Annotated in this window: 26 protein-coding genes; 15 read left to right on the top strand and 11 right to left on the bottom strand. The window is 69.6% G+C overall.

The genetic code is table 11. The features are described 5' to 3' along the window. Positions 1-58: 58 nt before the first annotated feature. Positions 59-1,231, top strand: coding sequence for an ROK family transcriptional regulator (locus tag AB0L53_RS37575; RefSeq protein WP_364004587.1), 1,173 nt, complete (start codon positions 59-61; stop codon positions 1,229-1,231). A 12-nt stretch (positions 1,232-1,243) separates the two neighbouring features. Here the strand turns inward: AB0L53_RS37575 and AB0L53_RS37570 are convergent, their stop codons facing one another. Continuing rightward, the gene (locus tag AB0L53_RS37570) at positions 1,244-1,771 is read right to left on the bottom strand and encodes a helix-turn-helix domain-containing protein (protein WP_364004584.1); all 528 of its coding nucleotides are present in this window, start codon (positions 1,769-1,771) and stop codon (positions 1,244-1,246) included. 96 nt (positions 1,772-1,867) lie between these two features. On the opposite strand from AB0L53_RS37570, the gene AB0L53_RS37565 reads away from it, so the two are divergent. Then, positions 1,868-4,081: an MMPL family transporter gene (locus tag AB0L53_RS37565; protein ID WP_364004581.1), complete on the top strand. Its 2,214-nt coding sequence runs from the start codon at positions 1,868-1,870 to the stop codon at positions 4,079-4,081. A gap of 36 nt (positions 4,082-4,117) precedes the next feature. Here the strand turns inward: AB0L53_RS37565 and AB0L53_RS37560 are convergent, their stop codons facing one another. Genes AB0L53_RS37560 through AB0L53_RS37550 form a run of 3 tightly spaced genes read right to left on the bottom strand, consistent with a single transcriptional unit; the run spans position 4,118 to position 6,126 of the window. Continuing rightward, the gene (locus AB0L53_RS37560) at positions 4,118-4,492 is read right to left on the bottom strand and encodes a VOC family protein (RefSeq protein WP_364004578.1); all 375 of its coding nucleotides are present in this window, start codon (positions 4,490-4,492) and stop codon (positions 4,118-4,120) included. Then, on the bottom strand, positions 4,489-5,001 hold the full coding sequence (locus AB0L53_RS37555) for a cupin domain-containing protein (RefSeq protein WP_364004575.1): 513 nt from the start codon (positions 4,999-5,001) through the stop codon (positions 4,489-4,491). The genes AB0L53_RS37560 and AB0L53_RS37555 overlap by 4 nt, the downstream gene beginning before the upstream one ends. 36 nt (positions 5,002-5,037) lie before the next feature. Further along, positions 5,038-6,126 carry an alcohol dehydrogenase catalytic domain-containing protein gene (locus AB0L53_RS37550; protein ID WP_364004572.1) on the bottom strand — a complete coding sequence of 363 codons (1,089 nt, stop codon included), beginning with the start codon at positions 6,124-6,126 and terminating at the stop codon, positions 5,038-5,040. A gap of 147 nt (positions 6,127-6,273) precedes the next feature. Between AB0L53_RS37550 and AB0L53_RS37545 the strand changes: the two genes are divergently transcribed. The 4 genes from AB0L53_RS37545 to AB0L53_RS37530 are packed head-to-tail and all read left to right on the top strand — an operon-like array spanning position 6,274 to position 11,443. Then, positions 6,274-7,518, top strand: coding sequence for an ABC transporter substrate-binding protein (locus tag AB0L53_RS37545; RefSeq protein ID WP_364004569.1), 1,245 nt, complete (start codon positions 6,274-6,276; stop codon positions 7,516-7,518). Beyond that, entirely contained in the window at positions 7,515-10,253 is a 2,739-nt protein-coding gene (locus AB0L53_RS37540) for an ATP-binding cassette domain-containing protein (RefSeq protein ID WP_364004566.1), read from the top strand. Before AB0L53_RS37545 ends, AB0L53_RS37540 begins: the two co-directional genes overlap by 4 nt. Positions 10,254-10,278: 25 nt before the next feature. Continuing rightward, on the top strand, positions 10,279-11,055 hold the full coding sequence (locus tag AB0L53_RS37535) for an ATP-binding cassette domain-containing protein (protein WP_364004563.1): 777 nt from the start codon (positions 10,279-10,281) through the stop codon (positions 11,053-11,055). 55 nt (positions 11,056-11,110) lie between these two features. Beyond that, positions 11,111-11,443 carry a hypothetical protein gene (locus AB0L53_RS37530; RefSeq protein WP_364004560.1) on the top strand — a complete coding sequence of 111 codons (333 nt, stop codon included), beginning with the start codon at positions 11,111-11,113 and terminating at the stop codon, positions 11,441-11,443. Here AB0L53_RS37530 and AB0L53_RS37525 read toward each other — a convergent pair. The 3 genes from AB0L53_RS37525 to AB0L53_RS37515 form a co-directional block, all read right to left on the bottom strand. Continuing rightward, entirely contained in the window at positions 11,408-11,767 is a 360-nt protein-coding gene (locus AB0L53_RS37525; RefSeq protein WP_357654562.1) for a helix-turn-helix transcriptional regulator, read from the bottom strand. The two genes, AB0L53_RS37530 and AB0L53_RS37525, sit on opposite strands and share 36 nt — an antisense overlap. After that, positions 11,764-12,129, bottom strand: coding sequence for a type II toxin-antitoxin system RelE/ParE family toxin (locus AB0L53_RS37520; RefSeq protein ID WP_364004557.1), 366 nt, complete (start codon positions 12,127-12,129; stop codon positions 11,764-11,766). The genes AB0L53_RS37525 and AB0L53_RS37520 overlap by 4 nt, the downstream gene beginning before the upstream one ends. Positions 12,130-12,386: 257 nt before the next feature. Beyond that, positions 12,387-12,674 carry a GntR family transcriptional regulator gene (locus AB0L53_RS37515; RefSeq protein WP_364004554.1) on the bottom strand — a complete coding sequence of 96 codons (288 nt, stop codon included), beginning with the start codon at positions 12,672-12,674 and terminating at the stop codon, positions 12,387-12,389. 177 nt (positions 12,675-12,851) lie between these two features. Between AB0L53_RS37515 and AB0L53_RS37510 the strand changes: the two genes are divergently transcribed. Next, positions 12,852-13,601 (top strand): hypothetical protein, encoded by a 750-nt coding sequence (locus tag AB0L53_RS37510; RefSeq protein ID WP_364004551.1) that lies wholly within the window; start codon positions 12,852-12,854, stop codon positions 13,599-13,601. 161 nt (positions 13,602-13,762) lie between these two features. Beyond that, positions 13,763-13,885 (top strand): hypothetical protein, encoded by a 123-nt coding sequence (locus tag AB0L53_RS37505; protein ID WP_364004548.1) that lies wholly within the window; start codon positions 13,763-13,765, stop codon positions 13,883-13,885. A gap of 71 nt (positions 13,886-13,956) precedes the next feature. Here AB0L53_RS37505 and AB0L53_RS37500 read toward each other — a convergent pair whose 3' ends face one another. Then, positions 13,957-14,562 carry a VOC family protein gene (locus AB0L53_RS37500; protein ID WP_357946531.1) on the bottom strand — a complete coding sequence of 202 codons (606 nt, stop codon included), beginning with the start codon at positions 14,560-14,562 and terminating at the stop codon, positions 13,957-13,959. 47 nt (positions 14,563-14,609) lie between these two features. After that, positions 14,610-15,476 (bottom strand): LysR family transcriptional regulator, encoded by an 867-nt coding sequence (locus AB0L53_RS37495; protein ID WP_364004544.1) that lies wholly within the window; start codon positions 15,474-15,476, stop codon positions 14,610-14,612. A gap of 482 nt (positions 15,477-15,958) precedes the next feature. Here AB0L53_RS37495 and AB0L53_RS37490 point away from each other — a divergent pair, with 482 nt between their 5' ends. From AB0L53_RS37490 to AB0L53_RS37475, 4 genes are all read left to right on the top strand, one after another. Next, positions 15,959-16,426 carry a hypothetical protein gene (locus AB0L53_RS37490; protein WP_364004541.1) on the top strand — a complete coding sequence of 156 codons (468 nt, stop codon included), beginning with the start codon at positions 15,959-15,961 and terminating at the stop codon, positions 16,424-16,426. Next, positions 16,413-17,309, top strand: coding sequence for a class I SAM-dependent methyltransferase (locus AB0L53_RS37485; protein ID WP_364004538.1), 897 nt, complete (start codon positions 16,413-16,415; stop codon positions 17,307-17,309). Before AB0L53_RS37490 ends, AB0L53_RS37485 begins: the two co-directional genes overlap by 14 nt. A gap of 13 nt (positions 17,310-17,322) precedes the next feature. Further along, positions 17,323-18,036: a polyprenyl diphosphate synthase gene (gene uppS / locus AB0L53_RS37480; RefSeq protein ID WP_357654551.1), complete on the top strand. Its 714-nt coding sequence runs from the start codon at positions 17,323-17,325 to the stop codon at positions 18,034-18,036. 189 nt (positions 18,037-18,225) lie between these two features. Further along, positions 18,226-19,206: an alpha/beta hydrolase gene (locus AB0L53_RS37475; RefSeq protein ID WP_364004534.1), complete on the top strand. Its 981-nt coding sequence runs from the start codon at positions 18,226-18,228 to the stop codon at positions 19,204-19,206. Positions 19,207-19,217: 11 nt separating this feature from the next. On the opposite strand, the gene AB0L53_RS37470 is transcribed toward AB0L53_RS37475, so the two are convergent. Both AB0L53_RS37470 and AB0L53_RS37465 read right to left on the bottom strand, forming a co-directional pair. Beyond that, the gene (locus tag AB0L53_RS37470) at positions 19,218-20,462 is read right to left on the bottom strand and encodes a MucR family transcriptional regulator (protein ID WP_364004531.1); all 1,245 of its coding nucleotides are present in this window, start codon (positions 20,460-20,462) and stop codon (positions 19,218-19,220) included. Between the two features lie 42 nt (positions 20,463-20,504). Then, positions 20,505-21,551, bottom strand: a complete 1,047-nt coding sequence (locus tag AB0L53_RS37465; RefSeq protein WP_364004528.1) for a helix-turn-helix domain-containing protein — start codon at positions 21,549-21,551, stop codon at positions 20,505-20,507. Positions 21,552-21,617: 66 nt separating this feature from the next. On the opposite strand from AB0L53_RS37465, the gene AB0L53_RS37460 reads away from it, so the two are divergent. The 3 genes from AB0L53_RS37460 to AB0L53_RS37450 are packed head-to-tail and all read left to right on the top strand — an operon-like array spanning position 21,618 to position 24,606. After that, on the top strand, positions 21,618-22,727 hold the full coding sequence (locus AB0L53_RS37460) for an acyl-CoA dehydrogenase family protein (protein WP_364004525.1): 1,110 nt from the start codon (positions 21,618-21,620) through the stop codon (positions 22,725-22,727). Further along, positions 22,724-23,776, top strand: coding sequence for an acyl-CoA dehydrogenase family protein (locus AB0L53_RS37455; protein ID WP_364004522.1), 1,053 nt, complete (start codon positions 22,724-22,726; stop codon positions 23,774-23,776). The genes AB0L53_RS37460 and AB0L53_RS37455 overlap by 4 nt, the downstream gene beginning before the upstream one ends. Next, positions 23,773-24,606: a TIGR03619 family F420-dependent LLM class oxidoreductase gene (locus tag AB0L53_RS37450; protein WP_364004519.1), complete on the top strand. Its 834-nt coding sequence runs from the start codon at positions 23,773-23,775 to the stop codon at positions 24,604-24,606. The genes AB0L53_RS37455 and AB0L53_RS37450 overlap by 4 nt, the downstream gene beginning before the upstream one ends. Positions 24,607-24,649 lie beyond the last annotated feature (43 nt).

Here is a 24,649-nt window from a genome sequence, read left to right as displayed (position 1 = left end):
TGCTAGGATCCGCGGAGTCGGTCGTCAATAGGGAAGTTATGAGAGAGGGTCACGAAAGTTGACCGAGCTCCGGCCGGGAGACGCTTCGCTGTTGCGCAAGGTCAACACCCAGGCGACGCTCAGCGCCCTGCGGCGCGAGGGCGTGTCCACGCTGACCCGGCTCGGCCGGATCACCGGGCTGTCCAGGCAGACCGTCGAGACGGTGCTCGACGAGCTGAAGGATCGGGGCTGGGTCAGGGAGGTGCCGCCCGACGAGGGGGTCATGGGGCGGCCCGCCCGCCGGTTCGAGTTCCGGGCGGACGCCGGCTATGTGGTGGGCGTCGAGGTGGGCGGCGAGCGGATCGTCGTCTCGGTGGCCGACCTCAACGGCGAGGTCGTCGCCTGTGAGCGGGCCGCCGTCTCCGAGGAGGCCGCCGCGCCCGAGCGGCTGGCGGCGGCCCGCCGCGCCGCGCTGGCCTGCGTCGACGGCGCGGGCGTCTCGCGGGCGCGGGTGCTGGCCGTGTCGGTGGGCACTTCGGGCATCGTCGACCGGTCCGGGCGGGTGTCGCTGTCGATCACGCTGCCGGGGTGGACGGGCGTGGACCTGGCGGGGGTGGCCGGGCGGTGGTTCGGCTGCCCGGCGCTGGCCGCCAACGACGCGAACCTGGCGGCGCTCGCCGAGCACTGGCGGGGCAGCGCCCAGCACGCCTCCGACGTCGTCTACATCCTGGTCGGCCACCGGCCGGGTGCGGGCATTCTCATCGGTGGGCGCCTGCACCGCGGCCGGTCGGGAGCCGCGGGCGAGATCGGCACGCTGCGTCAGGTCGGCTGGGAGGACGCCGCGATGGAGCTGGTGGCGAAGGAGCTGGGCGCGAAGGACGTGGGCGCGAAGGACGTGGGCGCGAAGGAGCTGGGCGCGAAGGAGCTGGGCAAGGAGGGCGGCGCGGCGGAGGTGTTCGCGGCGGCGGGCGCGGGTGACGCGCTCGCGGCGCGCCGGGTGGACCGCTACGCCGAGAACCTGGCGATCGGCGCCTCGGCGCTCGTGCTGACCGTGGACCCCGATCTGCTGGTGATCGGCGGCGGTTACTCGCGGGCGGGAGACGTGCTGCTCGGCCCGCTCCGCCGTCACCTGGCCGAGCTCTGCCTGAGCGCGCCGGAGGTGGTCGCCTCGACGTTCGGCGACGAGTCCGTCGCTCTTGGCGGGGTACGGCTGGCACTCGATCACGTCGAACGCGAGGTGCTGGGTCTCTAAATGGCGAGTCCTTTAGATGATGAGTGCGGTGCGGACCAGCAGGTCGCGTACCGTCTCCTCGGGCAGGTCCATCGTCTGCACGACGCCCCACTGCAGGGCGCCGATCACGGCCCAGCCACGGATCCTGGCAGCGGCGTCGGGGTCAGGACCGGCGAGCCGGGCGAAGATCTCGTCCCTGAACGGCCTGATGGCCTCGCCCCGCGAGCCCGGCAGCGCGTCGTCGGCGCCGACGATGTCCTCCATCAGCAGGCGGATCACCGTGCGGTGCCGTACCACGAAGGTCGCCAGCGCCTCGACGAACGCCTGCCTGTCGCCCGCGAAGTCGGTGTCCAGCAGGACCAGGACATCGTCGCCGGCGGGTGCGGTGAGCTCGGCGGCCAGCCGGTCCTTGGGATGGAAGTGGTAGGCCACGGCCGTCTTGGTCAGGCCCACGGCGGCGGCGATGTCGGCCAGCGAGGTGGCCGCGTAGCCATGGGTCGCGAACAGCTCCCTGGCGGCGGCCAGAATCCGGGAACGCGTGTCGTCGGGTGTGTTCATCATCTCATTTCCCCGTGATCTACAGCCTTCCGGATATTTCGTGTTTAACGTAGCTCTGTACGACCGTACAGGACGGCCGTCGAGTTGGGGGATCTGGCGATGACGCGCTTTCTTGGACGACTGGGTGGCTGGTGCGCGCGGCACGGGCGGATCGTGCTGGCGTTATGGGTGATCGCGGCGGTCGGACTGATGGGCGGCAGCCTGGCGCTCGGCCGTCCGGTGAGCAGCGACGTGACGATCCCCGGCACCGACGCGCAGCGGGCGCACGACCTGATGCTCACGGGCTTCGGCCCCGGCCTCGCGCCGGGCGGGACCGTACAGCTCGTCCTCTATTCGGACAAGGGCACGCTCATCGACCAGCCCAGGAAGCGGGCCGTGGAGCAGGCGGCGGACCGCATCCGCACGATGCCGCACGTGGTGGCGGTCGATACGCCGGGCCGGAGCGGCGGCCTCGCCCCGAACCTGCGCATCGGCCTCATCACCGTACGCATGGAGGGGCACGACAACACCAAGCTCGCCGAGACCACGCAGGCGCTGTCCAAGGCCGCGGACCCGGCTCGGGCCGCCGGGCTGGAGGTCGTGCCCGCGGATGCCTCGACTCCGGCCGACAAGGAGATCAAGACCGGGCCCAGCGAGATCATCGGCGTGGTGTGCGCGCTGCTGGTGCTGGTGTTCGCGTTCGGGACGCTGACGGCGGCGCTGGTGCCGATCTTCACCGCGCTGGTCAGCGTGACGGCGGGACTGGGCGTGATCGGCCTGCTCGGGTACGTCGTGGACGTGCCCAAGCAGGCGGGCATCATGGCCACGATGATCGGGCTGGGCGTGGGCATCGACTACGCGCTGTTCCTGCTGTCGCGGCATCGCCGGCTGCTGGAGACCGGCGTGGGCGTGGCGGAGTCGGTCCGGCGTACCGTGGCGAGCTCGGGCGGGGCGGTCGTGTTCGCGGGCGGCACGGTGATCATCGCGCTGAGCGCGCTGATGTTCGGCGGCTTCCCGCTGCTCAGCACGCTCGGGTGGATCACCGGTGTCTCCGTGGTGAGCGCCGTGCTCACCTCCGTCACGCTGGTGCCCGCCCTGCTGGGACTGCTCGGGCACCGCGTCAACTCGCTGCGGATCCCGTTCCTCGGCAGGAAGCGGCCCGAGGGGTCCGGGTGGGCCGGTCTGGGGTCGTGGGTGGCGCGGCGGCCGTGGCGGGCGCTGCTGTCGAGCGTGCTCGTGCTGGGCGCCCTCGCCGCGCCCGCCCTGGCACTCAAGCTCGGACCTCTCGACGCGGGGTACGGCGCGCAGGGGACGGACTCGCGGCGCGCGTACGAGCTCATGGCCACCGGGTTCGGCCCCGGCGGCAACGGCCCGCTGATCGTCATCGCCACGCTGCCCGGCAAGGTCGCGCAGGCCACCGATCCCGTCGTGGACCGGATCTCGCGGGAGATCGACGCGGTGGACGGCGTCGCGCACGTGGCCCCGGCCAAGGTGAACACCTCCGGCCGCTCGGTGATGATCCAGGCCATCCCCGACTACTCGCCGAGCGACACCCGATCCGCCCAGGTGGTGCGGGACGTCCGGGCCATCTCCGTGCCCGGCGTCGAGCTGCACGTGGGTGGGAAGGTGGCCGCCATGGTGGACGCGGGCGACCTCATGGCCGAGCGGACGCCGCTGGTCATCGGTGTGGTCGTGCTGTTCAGCGCGCTGTTGCTGCTGCTGGCCTTCCGTGCGCCGGTGGTCGCGATCAAGGCGGCGCTGATGAACCTGGTCTCCCTGGGGGCCGCCTTCGGCGCGCTGGCGCTGGTCTTCTCCTTCGGCCTGGGGAGCGGGCTGGTCGGCATGGACGCGCCGTCCAACGCCTCGTACCTCCAGACAATCTTCTTCAGCGTGCCGATCGAGAGTTATGTGCCGTTGATGCTGTTCGCGGTGCTGTTCGGGCTCTCGATGGACTATGAGGTCTTTTTGTTGACGTCTGTACGGCAGGCGTACCTCAAGCATGGTGACAACAGTCGCGCGGTCGCCGAGGGGCTGGGTGCGACGGGACGGGTGATCACTTCGGCGGCGCTGATCATGGTGGCGGTGTTCGTCGCGTTCATCGCCTATCCCGATCCGATGGTCAAGACGTTCGGTGTGGGGCTGGCCGTGGCCGTCGCGGTGGACGCCACGATCATCCGGGGGTTCCTCGTCCCGGCCACCATGGTGCTGCTCGGGCGGCTGAACTGGTGGTGCCCGCGGTGGCTGGACCGTCTTCTGCCGAACCTGTCGGTCGAGGGGCATGAGGAAGAGGCTGCCGCCGAGGCGCCGGCCAAGGATCTCGTCACCGCCGGTTAGAGCGTTCGTGGTGGCTGGGGTCCTTTTGGGAGAGGGCTAACGGATCCACAGGCAGAAGGGGTGGCCGGCGGGGTCGAGGTAGACGCGGACGTCCTCCTGTGGCTGGTAGTCGGCCAACGTCGCGCCTGCCGCCACCGCGTGGGCGCCGGCCTCGTCGAGGTCGTCCACCTCGAGGTCGAGGTGCATCATCATCTGCTGGTCGCCGGGGCCGGCCGGCCAGACGGGTGGCACGTGTGCCTCGTCGGTGCTGAACGACAGCCCGGCACCGCCGCCGTGCGGTGGGCGGAGGGTCACCCAGCCGGGTTCGTCCTCTCCGATGCGCCAGCCGAGGAGGCGCTGGTAGAAGATCGCCAGGGCTTTGGCGTCCCTGGACTCCAGCACGGTGGCCGAGAGGGTGAAATGTGGCGTCACGGGACCATGTACTGGTCGTGGCGCAGGTACAGGTCCGTCCACTCCTCGTCGGTCAGCTGCCTGCCGGTGCTGACGATGTCGGCCAGCTCCTCGAAGTACGCCTCGCGCGGCGCCCCCGGCGTGAACAGGATCAGCATCGAGGCGGGCGCACCGGACTCGTTGCGGAACCCGTGGATGCCGCCCTCCGGAACATGCAGGAAGTCGCCGGTGTTGCCCTCCGCCCACTGCTTGCCGTTGTAGAGCTTGACGGTGCCGGACAGGACGTAGAACGACTCGGTGATCGTCCGGTGGAAGTGCGCCCCGGCGCCGCCGGGGCGCGGGCCCATCTCCCAGCGGTACAGGCCGAAGGCGCCGTTGGTCGACGCGCCGGTGCCCAGGTAGTGGACGTCGGTGCCCCGGGGGTCGGCACCGGGGGCGTACATGCGGAGGTCGGGTGGCGTGTCGGCCGGGCGCAGAACGCCGCTGGCCTCACCGGTGTCGGCCAGGTATCGCGCGTCAGGGTATGACATGTCGTGACTCCTCGCTGTTCCTTATGGAATGCGAGGTTAGAAGACGACCACCGTTCTGGCCACCGCGCCCCGCCGTACCTGCTCGACGGCCTCGTTGATCTGCTCCAACGCCACCCGTTCGGTGATCAGCCCGTTGAGGTCGAGCCGGCCGCGCAGGAACTGACCGGCCAGCATCGGCAGGTCCCGGTGCGGGGCGGCGTCGCCGCCCTGGGTGCCCATCAGGCGGCGCGAGGAGAACAGCAGAGCCGGGTCGATCTCTACGGGCTGACCGGCGGGCGGGCTGCCGACCATGACCGTGGTGCCGCCCGGCGCGGTCGCCGCGAAGGCGCTGGCCAGCACGCCGGGAACGCCGGTGACGTCGAAGGCGTAGTCGACGCCGCCCCTGACCAGCTCGCCGACCTGGGCGGGGAGGTCGCCGGGCACCAGGGTGTGGGTGGCGCCGAACCGCTCGGCCAGCTTGAGCTTCTGGTCGGCCACGTCGGCGGCGACGATCGTGGTCGCGCCGGCCAGCACCGCGCCCTGGATGACGTTGAGCCCGACGCCGCCGCAGCCCACCACGAGGACGCTGGAGCCGGGCGCGACCTGGGCGACGTTCATGACGGCGCCGACGCCCGTGACCACGCCGCAGGCCAGCAGGCACATGGCGTCGAAGGGCGCGTCCTTGGGGATCTTCACGCAGGTGGCCTCGCGGACCACGGCGTACTCGGCGAACGAGCCGATGCCGATGAACCGCCGGGTCTCCTGGCCGTCGAGGGTGATCCGCGGCTCGCCGCCCATGATCGCGGTCATCCTGGCCGGGCCGGAGCACAGGGGGAAGCGGCCGGCGCCGCAGTTTCGGCACTTGCCGCAGGGTCCGCTCATGGAGATGATCACGTGGTCGCCCGGCTTGACGGCGGTCACGCCGGTGCCGACGCTCTCGACGACGCCGGCGCTCTCGTGGCCGAGGACGAGCGGCAGCTTGTGGACGACCGGGCTCTTGCCGTCGATGGCCTTGAGGTCGGAGCCGCAGACGCCGGACGCCTTGATCTGTACGCGTACCTCTCCGGGGCCGGGGTCGGCGATCTCCACCTCGCGGATCTCCATGGGCTGGTGGAAATCGGTCAGTACGGCCGCGCGCATCAGCATGGGGCTCACGCTAGCCGGGCGGTCGATTGTGAGCAAGCGATTGCTCGGCACCGTTGACACCCCTCGCGGGCAAATTTACGCTGACCAAAAACCAAGCGAGCGCTAGGCCAAAGCGGCTGCGCGCCTTGCCGTACAAAGGTGAGAACGATGGTGCGACGACATCAACGGCGGGCCGCGGCGGTGATGCTGGCGGTAGCGCTGCTGGCAGGGTGCGCGGCCCAGCAGAAGAGCGCCGGCGGTGGCACAGCGGGTGTGACCGACACGAGCGTGAAGGTCGGCGGGGTGCTCACGAAGACCAGCGCCAGCGGCTACTCCACCAAGGACGCCGAGATCGGGGCGAAGGCCAGGTTCGAACGGGCCAACGCCGAAGGCGGCGTCAACGGGCGGAAGATCGAGTTCGTCGGCGCGGAGGACGATGGGCAGGACGCGGCCAAGGGCGACGCCGCGGCCAAGAAGCTCGTACAGAAGGACCAGGTGTTCGCGCTGGTGCCGGTGCACGCGCCCAACTTCGGCGGGGCCGCCTTCCTGGAACAGCAGGGCGTGCCGTGGTTCGGCTGGGCGACCGGGCCGCAGTGGTGCGGCACGAAGACCGGGTTCGGCTACAGCGGCTGCCTGGCGCCCAAGAAGGGCGCTGGCTCGCAGACCTGGTGGGGCAGCCAGATGGCCGACCTGCTCGGCGGCGCGAGCGGCAAGACCGTGTACGTGCAGACCACCGACTCCAGCGGGAGCAAGTACGGCGGCACCACGATCTCGCAGTCGTTCCAGGCGGCGGGGTTCAAGCTGGTCGGGCTCAACACCGGCCTGCCCGCCGCGGCGCCGCCGCCGGACTGGCTGCCGTACGTCAACAAGATCATGACGTCCAACGGCGGCAAGGCGCCCGACGTCCTGGTGTCGATCATCGCGGGCACCAAGTTCAACGTGGGCCTCTACTCGGCGCTGAAACGGGCCGGCTACAAGGGCGTGCTGACCGACGCCACCAGCTACGACCCGGCCATCCTGAAGGACCCGGCCAGCGCGCAGGCGCTGGAGGGCGTGGTGGCCGCGCCGATGTTCGAGCCGTTCGAGTCGACCGCGCCGGAGATCGCCGCGTTCAAGGCCGACGTCGAGAAGGTCTCGCCCGGCGCCACGCTGACCCAGCACATGGCCATCGGCTACTGGGCGGCCGACATCTTCCTCGACATGCTGAAGAAGACCGGCAAGGACCTGACCAGGGAGAAGTTCTTAGCCATCGGCAACGGCTCGTACACCTACGAGAACGCCGGCTTCGGCCGGGTTCAGTACCCCAAGGACCACAGTGAGCCGAACGGCTGTGGTGCCCTGGTCCGGCTGGAGGGCGGCGCCTTCCAGGTGGCCAAGAGCATGAAGTGCTTCGACAACGTGCCGCTCAAATGATCCTTGGCTACCTGCTCAGCGGCCTGGTCACCGGGGCGATCTTCGCCGTCATGGGGTCCGGCCTGACGCTGTCGTACGCGGCGACCGGGGTGTTCAACTTCGCCCACGGCGCCGTCGGGTTCCTGACCGCGCTGCTGTTCTACCAGCTCAACCTGGCAGCGGGGCTGCCCGCGTGGCTGGCTGCGCTGCTGGCCGCCGGGGTGTTCGCGCCCGCGCTGGGTTACCTGCTGCACCTGGCCATGTTCAGGGGGCTGGCCCAGGCGGGGGAGACCGCGCAGATCGTCGGCACGATCGGCCTGACGATCGCGCTGCCCGCGTTCGGCCTGCTCGTCGTGGACCTGCTCGGGCTGCCGAGCGCTGACGGCACGACGCTGCCGCGCGGACTCGGGCCGCATCCGGCGCTCGGCTTCGAGGTGCTCGGCGCGCGGCTCGACACCGACCAGCTCATCACGTTCTGCTTCTCGGCGGTGGCGGCTCTCGGGCTGTGGGCGTTCATGCGGCACACGCCGTACGGGTTGCGCATGCGGGCCTCCGTCGACCGGCGGCGGTTGGCCACGCTGCGCGGCATCGACGTGGACGGCACCTCGGCCCTGGCCTGGATGCTCGGGTCGGGGCTGGCGGGACTTGCCGGGGTGCTGGCCGTACCGGTGCTCGGGCTCGATGCCACCGCCTACACCGTGCTGCTGTTCGCCTCGGCGACGGCCGCGGTGTTCGGGCGGCTGCGGTCGATCCCGTGGACGTTCGCCGCCGGGCTGGCACTCGGCGTGGTGCAGAACCTGGTCGCCGGATACACCGACTTCCTCCAGGAGATCACCGGGCTGCGGACGGCGGTGCCCGTCATCCTGCTGTTCGCCGGGCTGGTGCTGCTGAACAGGTCGCGCGAACGGGTGGCCGGGAGCGCGGCCGAGGACGCGCCGCCGCCCGACCACCTGGCGGGCGTGCCGCCGTGGCGACGACGGCTGCCGTGGGCGGCCGGGCTGGTGGCGCTGCTCGCCTTCACCTTCGCCGGTTCCGAGTACTACGTGGGCCTGGCCGCCCAGGGCCTCGTGCTGGCGCTGATCTTCTGCTCGTTCGTGGTGGTGACCGGGATCGGCGGCATGGTGAACCTGGCCCAGGCCGCCTTCGCCTCCATGGCGGCGCTGACCTGCGGGTGGGCGTTCTCGGCCGGGTGGCCGCTGTTCGCGGCGATCGTGGTCGGGGTGCTGGCGGCCAGCGCGGTGGGCATGCTGGTGGCGCTGCCCGCGCTCCGGCTCGGCGGGCGGGTCCTCACGCTGGCCACGCTGGCGCTGGCCCTGCTGGCCGACCAGGTGCTGTTCCAGGTGGACGCCTTCAGCAACGGGACGATCGGCTGGGCGCTGCCGGCGCTCGGCTTCGGATTCGCCGACACCTCGGATCCACGGGTGCGGGTGGTGCTGCTGCTCGCGCTGATCGGCCTGGTCGGGCTGCTGGTGCGCAACCTCGAACGATCGGCGTCCGGGCGAGCGATCCTGGCGGTCCGCTCGGCTCCGGCCGCGGCGACCACCTCGGGGCTGTCGGGGCCGCGGGCCAAGATCGTGCTGTTCGCGCTGGCCTCGGCCATCGCGGGGCTGGGCGGGGTGCTGTTCGCCGTGTCCAAGGGGTCCATCACCGCCACCGATCTGCCGGCCTTCTCCGGGTTCGTCTGGCTGGCCGTGGTGGTGCTGCAGGGGGTACGGCGGATCGGCGGGGCCGTGCTGGGCGGGCTGGTGGCCGTGGCGGTGCCCGAGCTGCTGGCCACGTGGGGGGTGTCGGCGCAGGTGGGGGCCATTCTGTTCGGGGCCGGGGGGATGATCCTGGCCAAACATCCGGACGGGGTGCTGGCCCAGCTCGCCGAGTCTCGCCACCGGAGGCGTCAGGGACGAGCTCGGTCCGCCGTCCCGACACAACCCGTGGCCGCCGCCACCCCGGTACGGGCCACGTCCGCCGTGCCCGTCACTCCGAGCGTGCCCGTCACCCCAAGCGTGCCCATCACTCCGAGCGCGCCCGCCACCTCCGCCGTGCCCGTCGCCCCGAGCGTGTCCGGTGCGCCCGTCGCGGAGGTGTTGTTCCGGCTCGACGGGGTGGTGGCGGGGTACGCCGACTGTACGGTCCTGCGGGGCGTGGATCTCGACGTGCGGCCCGGCGAGGTGGTGGCGCTGCTGGGCGCCAACGGCGCGGGCAAGTCGACCACCTGCGCCGTCGCGGCCGGCGATCGGCCGGTGTCCGCCGGGCGGGTACTGCTCGACGGCGTCGACGTCACCGCCTGGCCGGCCCATCGACGGGCCCGGGCGGGCGTGCTGCTGGCTCCCGAGGGGCGGGGGGTGTTCCCCGGTCTCACCGTGGAGGAGAACCTGCGTACCTGGCTGGCCGAGCCCGACGCCGTCTACGAGCGGATGCCGCAGCTCGCGGCCCGTCGTACGGTGCTCGCCGGCGCGCTGTCCGGCGGCGAGCAGCAGCTGCTCACGCTCGCCCCCGCGCTGGCCCGGCCGCCCAGGGTGCTGATCGCCGACGAGCCGTCGCTGGGTCTGGCGCCGCTGATCGTGCGGCAGGTGTTCGAGGTGTTCGCCGAGCTGCGTGAGCGCGGGGTGGCGCTGCTGCTGGTCGAGGAGAAGGCCACCGAGGCGCTGGCGATCGCCGACCGGGTCGCCTTCATGCGTCTCGGCCGCGTCGTGTGGGCCGGGCCGCGCGCCGAGGTGGACGGCGACCGCCTGACCGCCGCCTACCTGGGAGTGACGTGATGTCCGTTTACTTGGGGGTGACGTGATGTCCGTCGTGCGGGACGCCGAGCGTGCCGACGTGATGCTGGCCGTGCGGGACGTGTCGGTGGCGTTCGGCGGGGTCACGGCGCTGGACGCGGTGTCGTTCGAGGTGCCCGAGGGGCAGGTCTGCGGGGTGATCGGGCCGAACGGGGCGGGCAAGACGACATTGTTCGACGTGGTGTCGGGCCTGCGCCGGCCGAGCGGCGGCAGGGTTCGCGTGGCGGGCGATGACGTGACCGTGATGCCGCCGGTCAGGCGGGCTCGCGCGGGCGTTCGCCGTACCTTCCAGCGGACGCAGGTCTTCGGGCGGCTCACCGTGGCCGACAACGTGCTGGCGGCGCTCGACTGGCACGGCGGCGGGGGCGGCCTGATGGCCGACCTGACCGGCCTGCCCGCGCGGCGGCGGCTCGAACGCGAGCGGCGGGCGCGCGTGGCCGAGGTGCTGGAGCTGTGCGGGCTGGCCGCGCTGCGCGACGCCTACGCCGCTGCGCTGCCCGTCGGGCAGCGCAGGCTGGTCGAGCTGGCCCGCGCCATCGCCGATCGGCCGCGTCTGCTGCTGCTCGACGAGCCGACCTCGGGCCTGGACGCGGACCAGACGGTACGGCTGCGCGCGGTCGTCGCCGCGCTGGACACCACGGTGCTGCTGGTCGAGCACGACATGGGCTTCGTCATGGACACCTGTGACCGGCTCGTCGTCCTGGACCTCGGCCGGGTCATCGCCGCCGGCACTCCGGCGCAAGTACGCGACGACCCCGTAGTGCGGGCCGCCTACCTGGGCTGAAATGCATGTGGAAACGCGGGTGACGAGCGAGCCGCCCCTTGATCGCGGGAGTCTTATGCGTGCCGTGGTTGTCACAGATCAGGTGGATGTCCAGCTCGGCCGGCACGGTCTTGTCGATCGTGATCAGGAACTTCTTGAACTCGGCAGCGCGGTGCCGGCGGTGCATCTGCCCGGTGACGGTCCCGTCACCTGCTCCAACGTCGAAGGCCCAGCTCAAGAATGTGATCTAGAACTGGGCTCCTCTTCGTTCCCCTGGCGCTGGCCCTCGAACAAGCCTGTCGCGGCTGAAGACCGCTCCTCGGAAGGAGTAGCGGACGCCAACGGGCTGAGCCTCGAAGTGGCCGCCTGCAACTTATGCGTTCGCGAGCTGTCGGTGATGCACCGTTAGAGGCTCGATTTCAGTGGTGGTGTCGTCGTCGACGACGAGCTCGACGCGGAACCGAACCCCCATTGCCGCACCGAGGCGCAGCAGTGTCGCTATATCCGGAATGCCGCCACCGCCCTCGATGCGAGACAGGGCGGGCTGGGACATCCCAGAGCGCTCCGCTACGATCTTCTGAGACAAGCCTCGGCGCTTACGGATCTCACGCAGCTGGTCGCCGAGCTCCAGGTCACGGCCCGCCTGCTCGTATTCGGAGTGGGACTGCGCATCGGCTTCCATCTCGCGCAGACGCTTCGCCTTGTAGGTTTCCCAACGGCTGTGACCCATCATGCGCTCCTCTCGAACACGTGCGTGATGGTTAGGTCGTGCTCTGCCTCACACCGCTTCTTGGCAGCGATCGCTCGGTCGATGTCGGGGGCCTGCGTCCCATCCTGGGTCTTGCGGAAGACCGTCAGGATCACCTTGTTAGATGGCTTCCAGAAGGTCAACCGCCAGGTCGTGCGGTCAAGAGCAACACGCAACTCGTGCACACCTTCCGCATCCTTCAGCTTCTTTACGTGATCCCCATCAGGGATGCCACCGGTGGCGAGGTAGTCGTCCACGTTTCGCATAACCCGCTGGTAGAGCGGAAAAGAAAGTCCGTCCAGCCAAGACTCCACCTCCGGCTCTAGGTCGATCTCCCACTGAGGCATACCATCAATAGTATATGCACTCGATGGTAACCCGTGGCGGTGATGAGTACCAGGCCTGGCTCCGCGTCTGCTCTTCGATCTTGGTTGTTATCCTAGGTCGGCCGCTAGGCGCTCAGCTGAGCCCTTGGCCTAGCTGAGGCGATAGTTGGCCCTGCCGATCGTTTGCCAGTGTCCTGCGCCTGAAATTCGTCGGCAATATCGGGCTTCCCGGCCGGCCACATCGTCGGCCGCGGGGGCGGGAATCTGTCCGCCGCCCTCTACTCGTCGTCCTGCTCGTCCTGCCGGTTGAGCTTCTCGGCGACGAACGTGCCCCGACCATGGACGACCACCAGCAGGCCGCGCTCCGCCAGCTCCTTCACAGCACGACGGACCGTCACCCGTGCGACGCGGTACTGAGCCTCCGCCATTTCCCGCTCATTCGGCAGCTTGGCGCCTGGAGCGAGATGGCCAGACGTGATGTCGCCCTCGATGTCATCGGCGACCTGCTGCCAGACGAGTTTCGGCCCGTGGTGACGGATCCGGTCGCTTCGGTCTTCCAACGCCATGATCAGACGTTATTGGGGCTGTGACCTGCCCGAACGATTGACTACCTCCCAAGAGGTCTTAAGAGGTCCTATAGTGAGGGCAAGGTCATGCCGTCATCGGCTTGACATGAGTCGGGCCCGACCACCGGCGTTCGCGCGCCAGGACGGGCCCTTGATCGCACACTGGAGGTGCGACCCATGACACAGCCTACGGGCACGCTAGCCCCGCCGTACGTTCCCGAACGCGACCACGAGTGGCGAGACGACGGCACTGGGCTGCTCACGCACCTGGCTTCCGGCCGCACACGAGCAGTCGCCACCTACCGCCAGGCGCTCATCGTCGGTACCGCGGATCGCAGCATGACCACGACCGCCATCCGAGTGCCGTACGTCGTCGCCTACGAGGTCGAAACCGTCGCGCTCAACCTTGCCGTCATCCACGACGTCTGGGCGCTGAGCGGGCGTCGGCTGTCATACGCCGACCCGGTGGGGAGTGACTGGGTTATGGGCGTGCTGTGGGCTCGGCAGAAGTGCGATCGGCGCGGGAAGGTCAACTACGAGGAGATGCACACGCTCCGGCAGCGGGAGTGCATGCTGTACCGGCTCTGCCAGGTGTGCGAGGGTCCTGCGATAAATCCGGGCACCGGGCGTCTGTCCTGGGTGTTCCACGAGGAGGTACCCGCCGCGTCCGATCGGCTCAGCAAGCCGCCGACGTGTCTGCGGTGCATCCCGAAGGCGCGGATCACGTGCCCGTATCTCCAGTGCGAAGCCCACGTCTACACCTCGCCCGACTATGAACCGTGGGGCGTGAAGGGAACCGTCTTCTCCGCCTCCGGCTGGCCGACTCTCCAGGACGTTCCACTGACCGATCTCTGCACGCTGGAATTCACGCTGGCCAGGGCTCTGATCGTGCACGTATCGAACCTGCTGCCCGAGCGGGTCCCATAGACCGCCCGGCCCTTGCTCGACGGCAAGAGCCGGGTCTTCATGCCCCCTGCGAGCCCGCCCTACGTCACTACGACGGTCTCGCCGGGGTCGCGGGGTCTCCGTCCGGATCTGGAGGGACGGTGGCGAAGGCCTCCTCTCACAACCCCTCTTAGGAGCTTCGAATGGACCTGCAGATGCTGTCCGCCCTCGGTCTATCCGTCGGCCTCGGCGCTGTGATCATCGTGTGCGGCCTGCTCGGCTGGGACTGGCTGAGCTGGGTGTGGGGGCGGGCCACCAGACGCTGATCACGAGCGTGCTTCTCGCCCAGGGCGAGAGCCCCAAGGCCGTCGCGGTCGGCCGGGTCTCTCCGCCAAGGTCAAGGCTCCAGGGTGATCCCCTCACGCCGGAGGTCCTCGATGATCCCGTCCACCAGTCGGGTGCTGACCGTGTGGTCCAGCCGCCCGTTCTCGCGCAGCTCCCGTACGGCCGGCACCGGGTCAGGGTCGGCGAACAGGCGCTCGTCCGCGTAGTCGACCGGCCGGCCGGTGGGGTCGATCGTCCACCAGGAGGCTTCCAGCGCGATGCCGTTGGGGTCGCTGAAGTAGATCGACCGCAGGAAGCCGTGGTCGATCACGTCGGTGACCTCGCAGGCGTGCGCCTTGAGCCGGTCACGCAGCCGGACCAGGGCGTCCTCGTCGGGCAGGTGCAGCGACAGGTGGTCGAACTGGGCGGCCTTGGCGTAGGGGACGCCGGCGGGCTTGGCGAAGCTGTCGAGCTCCTGGCCGGTGTATTCGAAGAAGGCGACGGTGTTACCCGGCGCCACCTCGAAGAAGTAGTGCTTGAAGGCGGGGATCGCCAGCGTGGTGACGAGGCGGGCGTCGAGCACGCCGTGCCAGAAGCGCACAGTGGCGTCCATGTCCGCAGTGACCAGGGCGAGGTGGTGCACACCCCGCCAATGCACCGTTTCGGGGTTTTCAGCCATACATTGACCGTACGCCTTTCAACTATCGCTGGCTATGAGGCCTCGTGTCAGTAAGCGGGGGCTGATTTGAGTGCCGCCAGCAGATGCGCGTGCACTCTGGCGACGGCGGCCCTGGCCAGTCCGCCCGAGCGGACCGCGAGATAACCGGTGTTGATCGGCGCCAGCTCCGGCTCCGCGAGCGTGACCAGCCGGCCCGCCGCCAGATCGGCCCGGCACAGGTACGCGGGCAGAACGGAGACGCCCATTCCGGCCCGTACCGCGTTCAGCACGCCCCGCAAGTCGGGGATCACCACCTGCGCGGCCATCGACGGCCGCTTGCCGAAGACCGTCCGCCAGTAGCGGCGCACGATGGGCAGGTCCTCCGCGTAGGCGATCAGCGGCCTGGTCCCGCAATCCTCCGCCCCGGCCAGTTCGGGACTGGCCACCAGCAGGAACTCCTCGTCGTACGCGGGCTCCGCCTGGACGCCCCGGACGCGCGGCCGGATCGTGGACACCACCAGGTCGAGCCGCCCGGCCGCCAGATCGGCGAGCAGGCCGTCGGACAATCCGAACGTCGTCCGCAGCCGCAGACCCTCCCGCACCAATGGCGCGAGCAGCGGGATCACCACCTCCGAGAGGAACTCGGCAGGACCTCCCAGATGGACCGCCCCGCCGGACGGCAGCTCGCTATCCACGACCGTGTCCAGCGCGTCCAGCGAGGCGGCCACCCGGCGGGCCAGCTCGTCGGCGGCGGCCGTGGGCGCGACGCCACGCGGCAGCCGGTCGAACAGCGGCCGGTCCAGCGCCGTCTCCAGCGCCTTGACCTGCGCGGTCACCGCTGGCTGAGACAGTCCGAGCGTCTGCGCGGCGGCCGTGATGGAGCCGGTCCTGTGGACCGTGAGAAAGGTCCTGAGCAGGTCGAGTGAGAGGGACATATCAATATTTTGATGGTTACTACATGCGCGAGGCCCCTGAGGTTGTACGGGGCTCGGCAGTCCAGTCGTCCACGAGAGCGTGTCGCTGGGCACTGCCGCGCGGAGGTCCTCTATCAGCGGATTCTGCGGGGCGAGGAAACCTTAATGGCTCTGATTAGTACTTTCGAGGAAAACGGCCTTTATGGGATTCCAGGCGCCGCCATCGGGCGTTCTTCGCGGGCCCAACGCTCACTTCCGGCACTCAAACAACTCTGTACCCGTAGGCCGCTTGCCCGCCGGGCCATACGCCCACATACTGGCTCACAAACCCAATCCTTCCCTAGGAGGAGGGGCGTCATTTGCGAGACCTCTTCACCGGCGCTAATATCCTGACTATCATTTTCGGCATTATAAGCGTCTTGACATCAATAGCCGCAGTGCATTATGCGCGTAGAACTTACCACCTTGAACGGAAGTCCGTCTCCAAGAACTCCGATCGATCGGTGGTCGTGTTCTGGAGCCGGGAAGACATGATCGACTCACTCCTCGAGCAGTACAAGCGCGCCGACGACGGCGATGATATATGGGCGCAGACCGTCGGCCTGCAGAACTTTCCAGGCCAGGTGCACGATCGGATCATGACGGCGGCGTCCCGTGGCGTGACGTTCCGCTATCTGGTCACGCTGGATCATCCGGCGGTCCCCGAGTTCATCGCCTTGTTCAAAAATATCGCGTCGGCTTCCGTGGCCGGGTTGCGCGACAATCGCCTGCGCTTGCAGGGGCTGTCGAGAAGAGAGGTCGTCATAGCTTTCCCGACACTCACCACCTACACCGCGATAAAATTCACCGATGCGGTTTTCGTCGGGCTGGTTCGCGATTGGTTCGACCACAGATGGGCGGATGCCGCAAAGACGGCACCACTGTCGATGAGCAGATCCTTGACCCAAGGAGAAAACATTGCCGAGCCATGAAGAGATCATCGAGTACTATCGTTGGAAACAGGCAGAATACCTCGGCAAGTACGGAGTGAACGGCCGGGTCCACGCGCATGTCGGATGCCATGATTCGGAAACCGAGCAGAACCTCTTCGTCCCGGGTTGGATCCGCCCGGAAATAGGTGCCGACCGATTACGGGCAACGATGCACGATGGGCAGGAGCGTAACGTTCACGTGCTGTTGAGAAGGGCTCGCCGATGGCATGGAAACATATCCAAGGCGCTTGACTGTGGAGCCGGGCTCGGCGGAACGTCGTTTCTCCTGGCGGACCAGTACGGAATCGACGTGACGTCGCTCACCATAGTGCCGGAGCAGGTGGACTTCATCGCGGCACAGACCGCGAAGCTAGCTCTCCAGGGCAAGGTCGTCCCTGTAGTCGGCGACGCGCACTCTGACACCTGGTGGAACGGCACGGCATATGACCTCGTCATCGCGCTGGACGCGGTCTGTCAGATAGGCGACCCGGCGACCCTCTTCCCTTCGCTTGCGGCCATGCAACCGGCAGGCGGCGTACTCGCGATCGCAGACCACTTCGTCAGCAGTTGTAATAGCTCGATCGCGCGCTATTACAACACCTACTGGGTGAGCGCGATCGGGGACCTGCGAACCTGTCTGTCAGCGATCGAACAGGCGGGCTACCGGATCAGATTGGTTGTCGACGCATCCGAGAGTCAGCTCCCCTACTGGAAGCTCAGTCTCGCCTATTCATCCCTTGCCGAGAAGGACCGTACCGAGATTCGTCGGCGGGAAACGGCGCACTTTCATTCCGCCATGCTAAGTGCGTACCGAGCGGGGGAGGTCCAGTATTTCCACGTGATCGCGTCGCGTTCGAAAACCGCGGCGCCCCCAAAGCGATGAGAAAGGTACAGCAATGGTACCCGTAGTTCGGCCCGTCCGGCACATCGCCATATCGGCCGACGGTAACGGCAGATGGGCGACGAGTCGCGGACTGCCCAGATCCGCGGGACACGATGCCAGCAGGGAAGCCTTCGCGTCAGTCCTTTCCGCCTGCGTCGAGCTGAACATACCTTATCTCTCGATTCATGTGTTCTCGTCCGAGAATTGGGGGCGCCCCGAGCCGGAGGTCCGCAAGCTCATAGAACTGTTCAGCCGAGTGCTTGAGTTGTCACTGCACGACTTCAACGAGCTTGGCGTGCGATTCCGGCTCACCGGGAGCAGGCTGGAGGTTCCCGCTGACCTGCGTCGGACAGTGGAAGCGATCGAGAAGACCACCTCCGCGAACGGCCACGTCACGCTGCAGTTCGGGCTCAATTACGGCGGCCGCAAGGAATTGGTCGATGCCGCGGTCGGCCTGGCGAGAGCCGCGATGGCAGGAGAGATACGCCCTGAAGAGTTCGACGAGGAGACGTTCCGCAGGCACCTCTACTGGCCGGATACTCCCGACGTGGATCTCTTCATCAGGACTGGCGGACATTTCCGCCTGTCGAACTTCTTTCTCTGGCAGACCGCGTACGCGGAGCTGGTATTCACCGACGTGCTGTGGCCGGATTTCCGCAAGCCGGACCTAATGAGCGCATTGGAGCTGTACGCCCGAGCGGAGCGGTCATTCGGGAATGTCGAGTAAGCACACCGACGACGACCCGCCCCGAGATGTCCCGCAGGGACCCGGCTCCGTCGTCGATGACGATCCCCGGAGCTGAGCTGACCGGTTGGCGGGCAGAGGAGGGGGAAACGCCGCCGCTTGGCGGTTGTCCCCCTGTCGCCGCCCTTCCATCATCGAGACGTACGGTGAGGTCTCGTGGAGGGAAGCTACATGGCAGTTCATCCCAATCTCGACCCGGAGCTGAGGGCGGCACTCGACCAGTTGGTCATGCCGTCGACGGATCTCAGCGACCCGGCCCTCGATCTCAGCGGGCACCGGGCGCAGATCAACGCCATGCTCGCGGCCGCCCCCAGGCCGGAGACCGAGGTCGTCATCGAGGACCGGTACGTGCCGGGGCCCGAAGGCGCGCCCGACGTGCGGGTGCGGATCTACCGGAAGCCGGGGACGGACACCGGCCGGCCCGGCCTGTACTGGATCCACGGCGGCGGCATGATCGTCGGCACACCGGACATGGACGACCTCATGATGATTGGGTTCGTCGAGCAGCTCGGCGCCGTGATCGTCTCCGTGGACTACCGGCTCGCGCCCGACCACCCGCACCCGGCGCCGGTCGAGGACTGCTACGCCGGACTGGTGTGGACCGCCAAGAACACCGGCGACCTCGGCATCGACCCGGCCCGGCTGGCCGTGGGCGGGGCGAGCGCGGGTGGCGGGCTCGCCGGGGCCACCGTGCTGCTGGCCCGTGACAGGGGTGGTCCTGACATCTCGTTCCAGCTGCTGGTCTGCCCGATGCTCGACGACCGCAACATCACGCCGTCCAGCCACGAGTTCGCCGAGGCGGTGGTCTGGAACCGGGCCGCGAACCTGTTCGGGTGGAAGGCCCTGCTCGGTGACAAGGCCGGGACCGAGGACGTCTCTCCCTACGCCGCTCCGGCCCGGGCCACGGACCTGTCCGGGCTGCCGCCGACGTTCGTGGACGTGGGCGAGCTGGAGGTGTTCAGGGACGAGTGCATCGACTATGTGCAGCGGCTGGTTCAGGCCGGGGTGTCAACGGAGTTCCACCTCTATCCGGGTGCCTTCCATGGGTCTGACGGGCTGATCCCGGACACGGAGTTGAGCAGGCGGGCGCGGGCGGCTCGGCTGGCGGCGCTTCAGCGGGCGTACCGGCTGGACGGCTCGCAGAGCAGCTGACCGCTGGGCTACTAGGGAGTCGAGGTCGGGCGTCGGTGGAGTTTCAGGTCGGAGGGCAGGCCGTGGCGGGCACGGTAGTCCTCCGCGCCGATCTGGTGCTTGGCGACGGCGTGGGCGGCCAGGCCGCGGGTCCACGTACCGCACTCCAGGCACACGAGCTGGCCGTCGCGTTCGGGTTGCCGGCCGTACGGCACCGCTGCCAGCTCGGCCGCTGACAGCGGCGGATGGGGGCGCGGCGTCCGGGGCACGAAGCCGACCGGCCGCGCTCCCCGGGGCGGGGTGAAGCCGTGCCGGTGGCGCAGCTCACGGGTCTTGCGCTGGGTGACGCCCAGCAGTTCGGCCAGGTCGGTGCCGTTCCAGTCGGCGGTGGCGGCGAGCAGGTCGGCCAGCGAGGCGTACCCGAGCTCGCGCGCCCGTGTCTCGTGCGGGTCGATGCCGTGCCGGGCCAGGTAGTCGGCCACCTTGACGCCGTGCATCACCGACACGTGCTGGACCAGGGTCTTGAACCAGCGCCCGCACTCCAGGCACAACAGGTGACCATTGCGGGTGGGCTGCGTGCCGTGCGGCACGGCCGCGAGCTCGTCGGCCGGGATCGCCGGGAGCAGCGCCGGATTTTTCACGACATAGTCTTTGGCCCAGCGGCCGGGCGCCTCGAATCCCAGCCGCCGTCGCATCTTGTCGACCCGGCCCTTCGACATGCCCAGCAGCGCGGCGATCTGCTGGTTGGTCAGCTCCGGGTGGCGGGTGAAGACCTGCTCGATGCTGACGAACCCCGCCGCCCGGCACCGCTCGGCGACCTCGGCCGCGAGCTTGGCCTTGCGGGCCGCGGTCCCTAGATGACCGTATTTGACCACGGTTCCGCCGGTGCGGCGCGCGGCCCGTACGCCCGCGCGGCTCAGAGAGTCCCGCCCGGCCGCCTTCGACAGCTCGGCCAGCTCTTCCCGGGAGCGTTTGGGGCGCAGCCGGGCCCGGAACTCCGGGTCGGTGTCCCACTTGGCGCGCTGCGCCTGCCTGCGGACCGCCTTGACCGGGGTGGAGTGCAGGCCGAAGCCGCGCGGCAGCTCATGGACGCGCCGGTAGTCATCGGCTGATATGTCGTGTTTCGCCACGACATGCTGGCCGAGTTGCTTAAACCACAAGCCGCATTCCAGGCAGAGGAGCTTGCCTTCGGACTCCGGTTGCACGCCCGGCGGGACGTCGGTGGGTTTGCCGGGCGGGATCCAGTGTCCTGGCCGGCCGTTCTGGTTCTCGGTCACCCGTTCCCGCTCCTGAGAGTTACCCGTTCCCGCTTTTGAAGATCATCCTGTTTCGCCGTTGGCGCGCAGCCGTACAAGGGCCAGAGCCAGGTGGGCGCGGAGCCGTCCGGCGGAGTCGGCGAGGGAGAAGCCCAGGGCCGACTCCGCCCGTGCGATCCGTACGGCCATCGAGCTGTGGTGCAGGTGCAGGACGGTGGCGGCCCGGCGTACCGAGCCCTCGGCGCAGAGCGCCCGCACGGCCGTGCGACCCTCGCCGCCGAGTCGTTCCATCGCCCGCACATCGGCCAGCTCGGCGATCGCCGCGTCCGGCACGTCGGCGTAGAGGGCCAGCGCGCCCAGCTCGGTCCAGCGCACCACGCGGTCCTGCGGCCCGGTGAAGCGCAGCGCCGTGCGCGCGCCCGCCCACGACTCGGCCACCCGCGAACCGGGCAGCTCGGGACCGATGCCGACCCGCGCCGAGTCGGGCAGCCGCGGCAGCGCGGAGGCCACCAGCACCGCCTCCGTGTCGCCGATCCGGGCCGCGCGGATGTGGTGCCCCATTGTTCGCAGGCCGGGCACCAGGGCGAAGCCCTCGTCCGCGGGGACCGCGATGGCCAGCGCCTGCAGCGGCGTCGCGGGATCGAACCCCAGCAGTCGCAGCGCCCGTGCCCGCTCCGCCTCGCCGGTCTCCGCCGACAGGGCCAGCTCCACCAGCGCCGGGTCCCTGCCCTCCCGGGCCAGCGCGGCAGCGCGCTCCAGCGTGACCTCGGCCGCGGCCGCGAACCGTTCGAGGACGATCTCGTCCAGTCCGTGCGGGGTGCCCTCGCGCTCCACCCAAACCGTGCCGAGACCGGCGGCCAGTTCCCTTACCGTGCCGGGCTGGTCGATGTGGTCGTCGTGGTCGACCTGACCGCCGGGGTGCCTGCGGGTGGCCCTGCCGGTGGCCGCGTCGAGCAGGCCCACCGGGCACTGGGTCAGGTGGGCGGTCGCCGAGAGCAGCACCGGGACGCTCACGTGGTCGCGTACCAGCGAGTCGAAATAGGCGATGACGCGCACGGCGCTCTCCGCGTCGGTGTCCAGTGTCGACAGGCGGAGCAGCAGTCCTTGCACCGCTTCAGGGTATGTCCGGATACCGCTATCTGGCGACGCGACCAAGCGTGCGCTAGGTTGGTGTCTGTGGATCTCGACTTCTCCGCGGCCGAGCAGGATTTCCGTGCCGAGGTTCGCGACTGGCTGGCCCGTCACGTACCCGATGGGCTGCCGTCGATGGACACTCCCGAGGGTTTCGAGGCGCACCGCGCGTGGGAGGCGCTGCTCGCCTCCGCCCGGCTGTCCGCCGTCTCCTGGCCGGAGGAGTACGGCGGGCGGAACGCCTCGCTGATCGAGTGGCTGATCTTCGAGGAGGAGTACTGGGCCGCGGGCGCCCCCGGCCGGGTCACCCAGAACGGGATCTTCCTGCTGGCACCGACCCTGATGGCGTACGGCACCGAGGAACAGCGACGGCGCTGGCTCCCCGGGATGACCAAGGCCGACGAGGTCTGGGCACAGGCGTGGTCCGAGCCGGAGGCGGGCAGCGACCTGGCCGCGCTGAAGTCCCGCGCGACGCGGGTGGACGGTGGCTGGCGGCTGTACGGGCAGAAGACGTGGAGCTCCCGCGCCGCCTACGCCTCACATGGGTTCGGCCTCTTCCGTACCTCGGAGGATGGTCGGCATCGGGGACTGACGTACTTCATGTTCCCGCTCGACCTCGACGAGGTGACGGTCCGGCCGATCGCGCAGCTCGACGGGCTGCCCGGATTCGCCGAGCTGTTCTTCGACGGGGCCTTCGTGCCCGACTCGATGGTGCTCGGCGCGCCTGGGGAGGGCTGGCGGATCGCGATGGCCACCACCTCGTCCGAACGCGGTCTGGCCCTGCGCAGCCCCGGCCGCTTCCTGGCCACCGCCGATCGGCTCGTCCACCTGGCCCGTGACGCGGGTCCCGAACTCGCCGACCGGGCAGTTCGCTGCTGGACCGATGCCGAGGCGTACCGCCTGCACACCTTCGCCACCGCCCGCAGGCTCATGTCGGGTGCCGAGATCGGGTCCGCGTCCAGCATGGGCAAGGTCTTCTGGTCCGAGCTGGACCTGCGGATGCACACCCTGGCCATGGAGCTGCTCGGCGAGCGGGCGGGGGAGACGCCGTGGCTCGACGGGTTCCTGTTCGCGCTGGCGGGGCCCATCTACGCGGGCACGAACGAGATCCAGCGCAACATCATCGCCGAACGAGTCCTGGGGCTGCCCCGATGAAGTTCGTGTTCACCGACGAGCAACTGGCCCTGGGGGCGACGGTACGGGATGTGCTGCGCGCCCACTGCCCGCCCGCCGCGCTGCGCTCCGAGCGCCGCCCGGCCTGGGAGCAGCTGGCCGAAATCGGATTCTTCGGGCTGCTATTACCACCGGACGCCGACGGGCTCGGGCTCAGGCTGGTGGACGCGGTGCCCGCGCTGGAGGAGACCGGTCGGGCCTGCCTGCCCGGACCGGTCGTGGAGACCGCCGTGGCGGCGCCGTACCTGCTGGACGACGTTTCGAAGCTCGCCTCCGGGTCGGTCTGCGTCAGCGTGCTGCTGCCCGGCCAGACGTACGCCCCTGACGCCGACCTGGCCGACCTGCTCGTGGTCGCGCGCGCGGACGGCCTGCACCTGGTCACCAAGGAGTCCGTACGGCTGGCGCCCCGGCCCGGTGTCGACCCGTGCCGGAAGCTGTTCGACGTCTCCTTCGACGACTCCGTACTGCTGGACCGCTCGTACGTCCCTGCCCTGTGGCGGGCCACCGTGGCGACGGCGGCGCAGCTCATCGGGGTGGGTAGGCAGCTGCTGGCGACCGCCGTGGTGCATGCCCAGGTCAGGACCCAGTTCGGGGCGGCCATCGGGTCGTTTCAGGCGGTCAAGCACCAGCTGGCCGACGTGGCCATCGCACTGGACTTCGCCGCCCCGCTCGTCCACCGCGCGGCGCTGTCGGTGGACCGGCCAGAGCCCGCCACAGACCAGCCGGTGCTCTCGCCGGACCGGCCGGCGGACGCTCCGTTGGCGGCGCGGCCGGGACGCGAGGCTGATCGTCCGGTGCCGAGCGTGGATCGGGACGTCAGTGCCGCCAAGGCCGCAGCGGGCGAGGCGGCCGCGCTGGCGGCTCGGGTGGCGCTGCAGGTGCACGGCGCGATCGGCTACACCGACGAGCTGGACCTGCGGTTCTGGCTGGCGCGGGCCTGGTCGCTGTCGGCCGCGTACGGTGGCTCCGCCGTACACCGGGCCCGTGTGCGGGAGTCGGTAATCGGCGGCGATCTGAGGCGGTACCCGTGAGGTACGGCGTCCCGCTCGGCCTCATCCACCCGGCCGCGTGGAAGGACGTCGCGGTGGCCGCCGACGAGTTGGGCTTCGAGTCCGTGTGGCTGCCCGAGCACCTCGTCTTCAGCACCGACCTGTCGCTGGCCCTCTACCCGGGCACCTCGGAGCCGGGCATCAAGCCGGCCACGCCGCTGTTCGACGCGCCCGCGTACCTGTGCTGGCTGGCCGCGCTGACCTCCCGGATCAGGCTCGGCACGGCCGTACACCTCTTCGCGCTGCGCCACCCGTTCGTCTCGGCCCGCGCCTTCGCCACGCTCGATGTGGTGTCGTCGGGCCGGGCGATCTGCGGAGTGGGCGCGGGCTGGTACCGGGGGGAGTGGGACGCGGCCGACATCCCCTTCGCCTCGCGCGGGGCTCGGCTGGACGAGGCGATCGAGGTGGCCAGACGGCTGTGGAGTGAGCCTGTGGTCACGCATTCGGGGCGGTTCTACTCCTTTCCCGAGGTGGCGTTCGAGCCCAAGCCCGTACAGCACCAGCTGCCGATCCTGTGCGGCGGCGAATCACCCGCCGCCCTGCGCCGGGCGGCGACCCTGTGTGACGGCTGGATCAGCATGCCGCACACGCTGGAGTCGATCAGGCCGCAACTGTCCCGGCTGGCGGCACTGCGGGGGGAGCGGCGTTGCTCGGTAACGGCGCACGCGTACTCGCTGGCGTCGCCGGAGGAGGTGGCGGACTGGGCGGAGCTGGGGGTGGACCGGCTGATCGTCCGCCCGTGGAAACGCAGCCGCGACGCCGTCGCCAGCCTGGCCACGTTCGCGGCCGAGTACGGCGTCACGTCGCGTTAGCCGTGCATGTCTCAGGGCGTAAGGAACCGATCACGTCGCGTGG

The sequence above is a fragment of the Nonomuraea sp. NPDC052129 genome (genome assembly GCF_040680095.1).
Lineage (GTDB): Bacteria > Actinomycetota > Actinomycetes > Streptosporangiales > Streptosporangiaceae > Nonomuraea.
This window is presented reverse-complemented; position numbering and strand designations above follow the sequence as displayed.

Excerpts from the sequence above, each read along its gene's own strand:
- AB0L53_RS37570 (WP_364004584.1), bottom strand. The coding sequence starts at position 1,771 with ATGATGAACACACCCGACGACACGCGTTCCCGGATTCTGGCCGCCGCC.
- AB0L53_RS37565 (WP_364004581.1), top strand. The coding sequence starts at position 1,868 with ATGACGCGCTTTCTTGGACGACTGGGTGGCTGGTGCGCGCGGCACGGG.
- AB0L53_RS37555 (WP_364004575.1), bottom strand. The coding sequence starts at position 5,001 with ATGTCATACCCTGACGCGCGATACCTGGCCGACACCGGTGAGGCCAGC.
- AB0L53_RS37550 (WP_364004572.1), bottom strand. The coding sequence starts at position 6,126 with ATGCTGATGCGCGCGGCCGTACTGACCGATTTCCACCAGCCCATGGAG.
- AB0L53_RS37545 (WP_364004569.1), top strand. The coding sequence starts at position 6,274 with ATGGTGCGACGACATCAACGGCGGGCCGCGGCGGTGATGCTGGCGGTA.
- AB0L53_RS37540 (WP_364004566.1), top strand. The coding sequence starts at position 7,515 with ATGATCCTTGGCTACCTGCTCAGCGGCCTGGTCACCGGGGCGATCTTC.
- AB0L53_RS37535 (WP_364004563.1), top strand. The coding sequence starts at position 10,279 with ATGTCCGTCGTGCGGGACGCCGAGCGTGCCGACGTGATGCTGGCCGTG.
- AB0L53_RS37530 (WP_364004560.1), top strand. The coding sequence starts at position 11,111 with ATGCGTGCCGTGGTTGTCACAGATCAGGTGGATGTCCAGCTCGGCCGG.
- AB0L53_RS37525 (WP_357654562.1), bottom strand. The coding sequence starts at position 11,767 with ATGATGGGTCACAGCCGTTGGGAAACCTACAAGGCGAAGCGTCTGCGC.
- AB0L53_RS37520 (WP_364004557.1), bottom strand. The coding sequence starts at position 12,129 with ATGCCTCAGTGGGAGATCGACCTAGAGCCGGAGGTGGAGTCTTGGCTG.
- AB0L53_RS37515 (WP_364004554.1), bottom strand. The coding sequence starts at position 12,674 with ATGGCGTTGGAAGACCGAAGCGACCGGATCCGTCACCACGGGCCGAAA.
- AB0L53_RS37510 (WP_364004551.1), top strand. The coding sequence starts at position 12,852 with ATGACACAGCCTACGGGCACGCTAGCCCCGCCGTACGTTCCCGAACGC.
- AB0L53_RS37505 (WP_364004548.1), top strand. The coding sequence starts at position 13,763 with ATGGACCTGCAGATGCTGTCCGCCCTCGGTCTATCCGTCGGCCTCGGC.
- AB0L53_RS37500 (WP_357946531.1), bottom strand. The coding sequence starts at position 14,562 with ATGGCTGAAAACCCCGAAACGGTGCATTGGCGGGGTGTGCACCACCTC.
- AB0L53_RS37495 (WP_364004544.1), bottom strand. The coding sequence starts at position 15,476 with ATGTCCCTCTCACTCGACCTGCTCAGGACCTTTCTCACGGTCCACAGG.
- uppS (WP_357654551.1), top strand. The coding sequence starts at position 17,323 with ATGGTACCCGTAGTTCGGCCCGTCCGGCACATCGCCATATCGGCCGAC.
- AB0L53_RS37475 (WP_364004534.1), top strand. The coding sequence starts at position 18,226 with ATGGCAGTTCATCCCAATCTCGACCCGGAGCTGAGGGCGGCACTCGAC.
- AB0L53_RS37455 (WP_364004522.1), top strand. The coding sequence starts at position 22,724 with ATGAAGTTCGTGTTCACCGACGAGCAACTGGCCCTGGGGGCGACGGTA.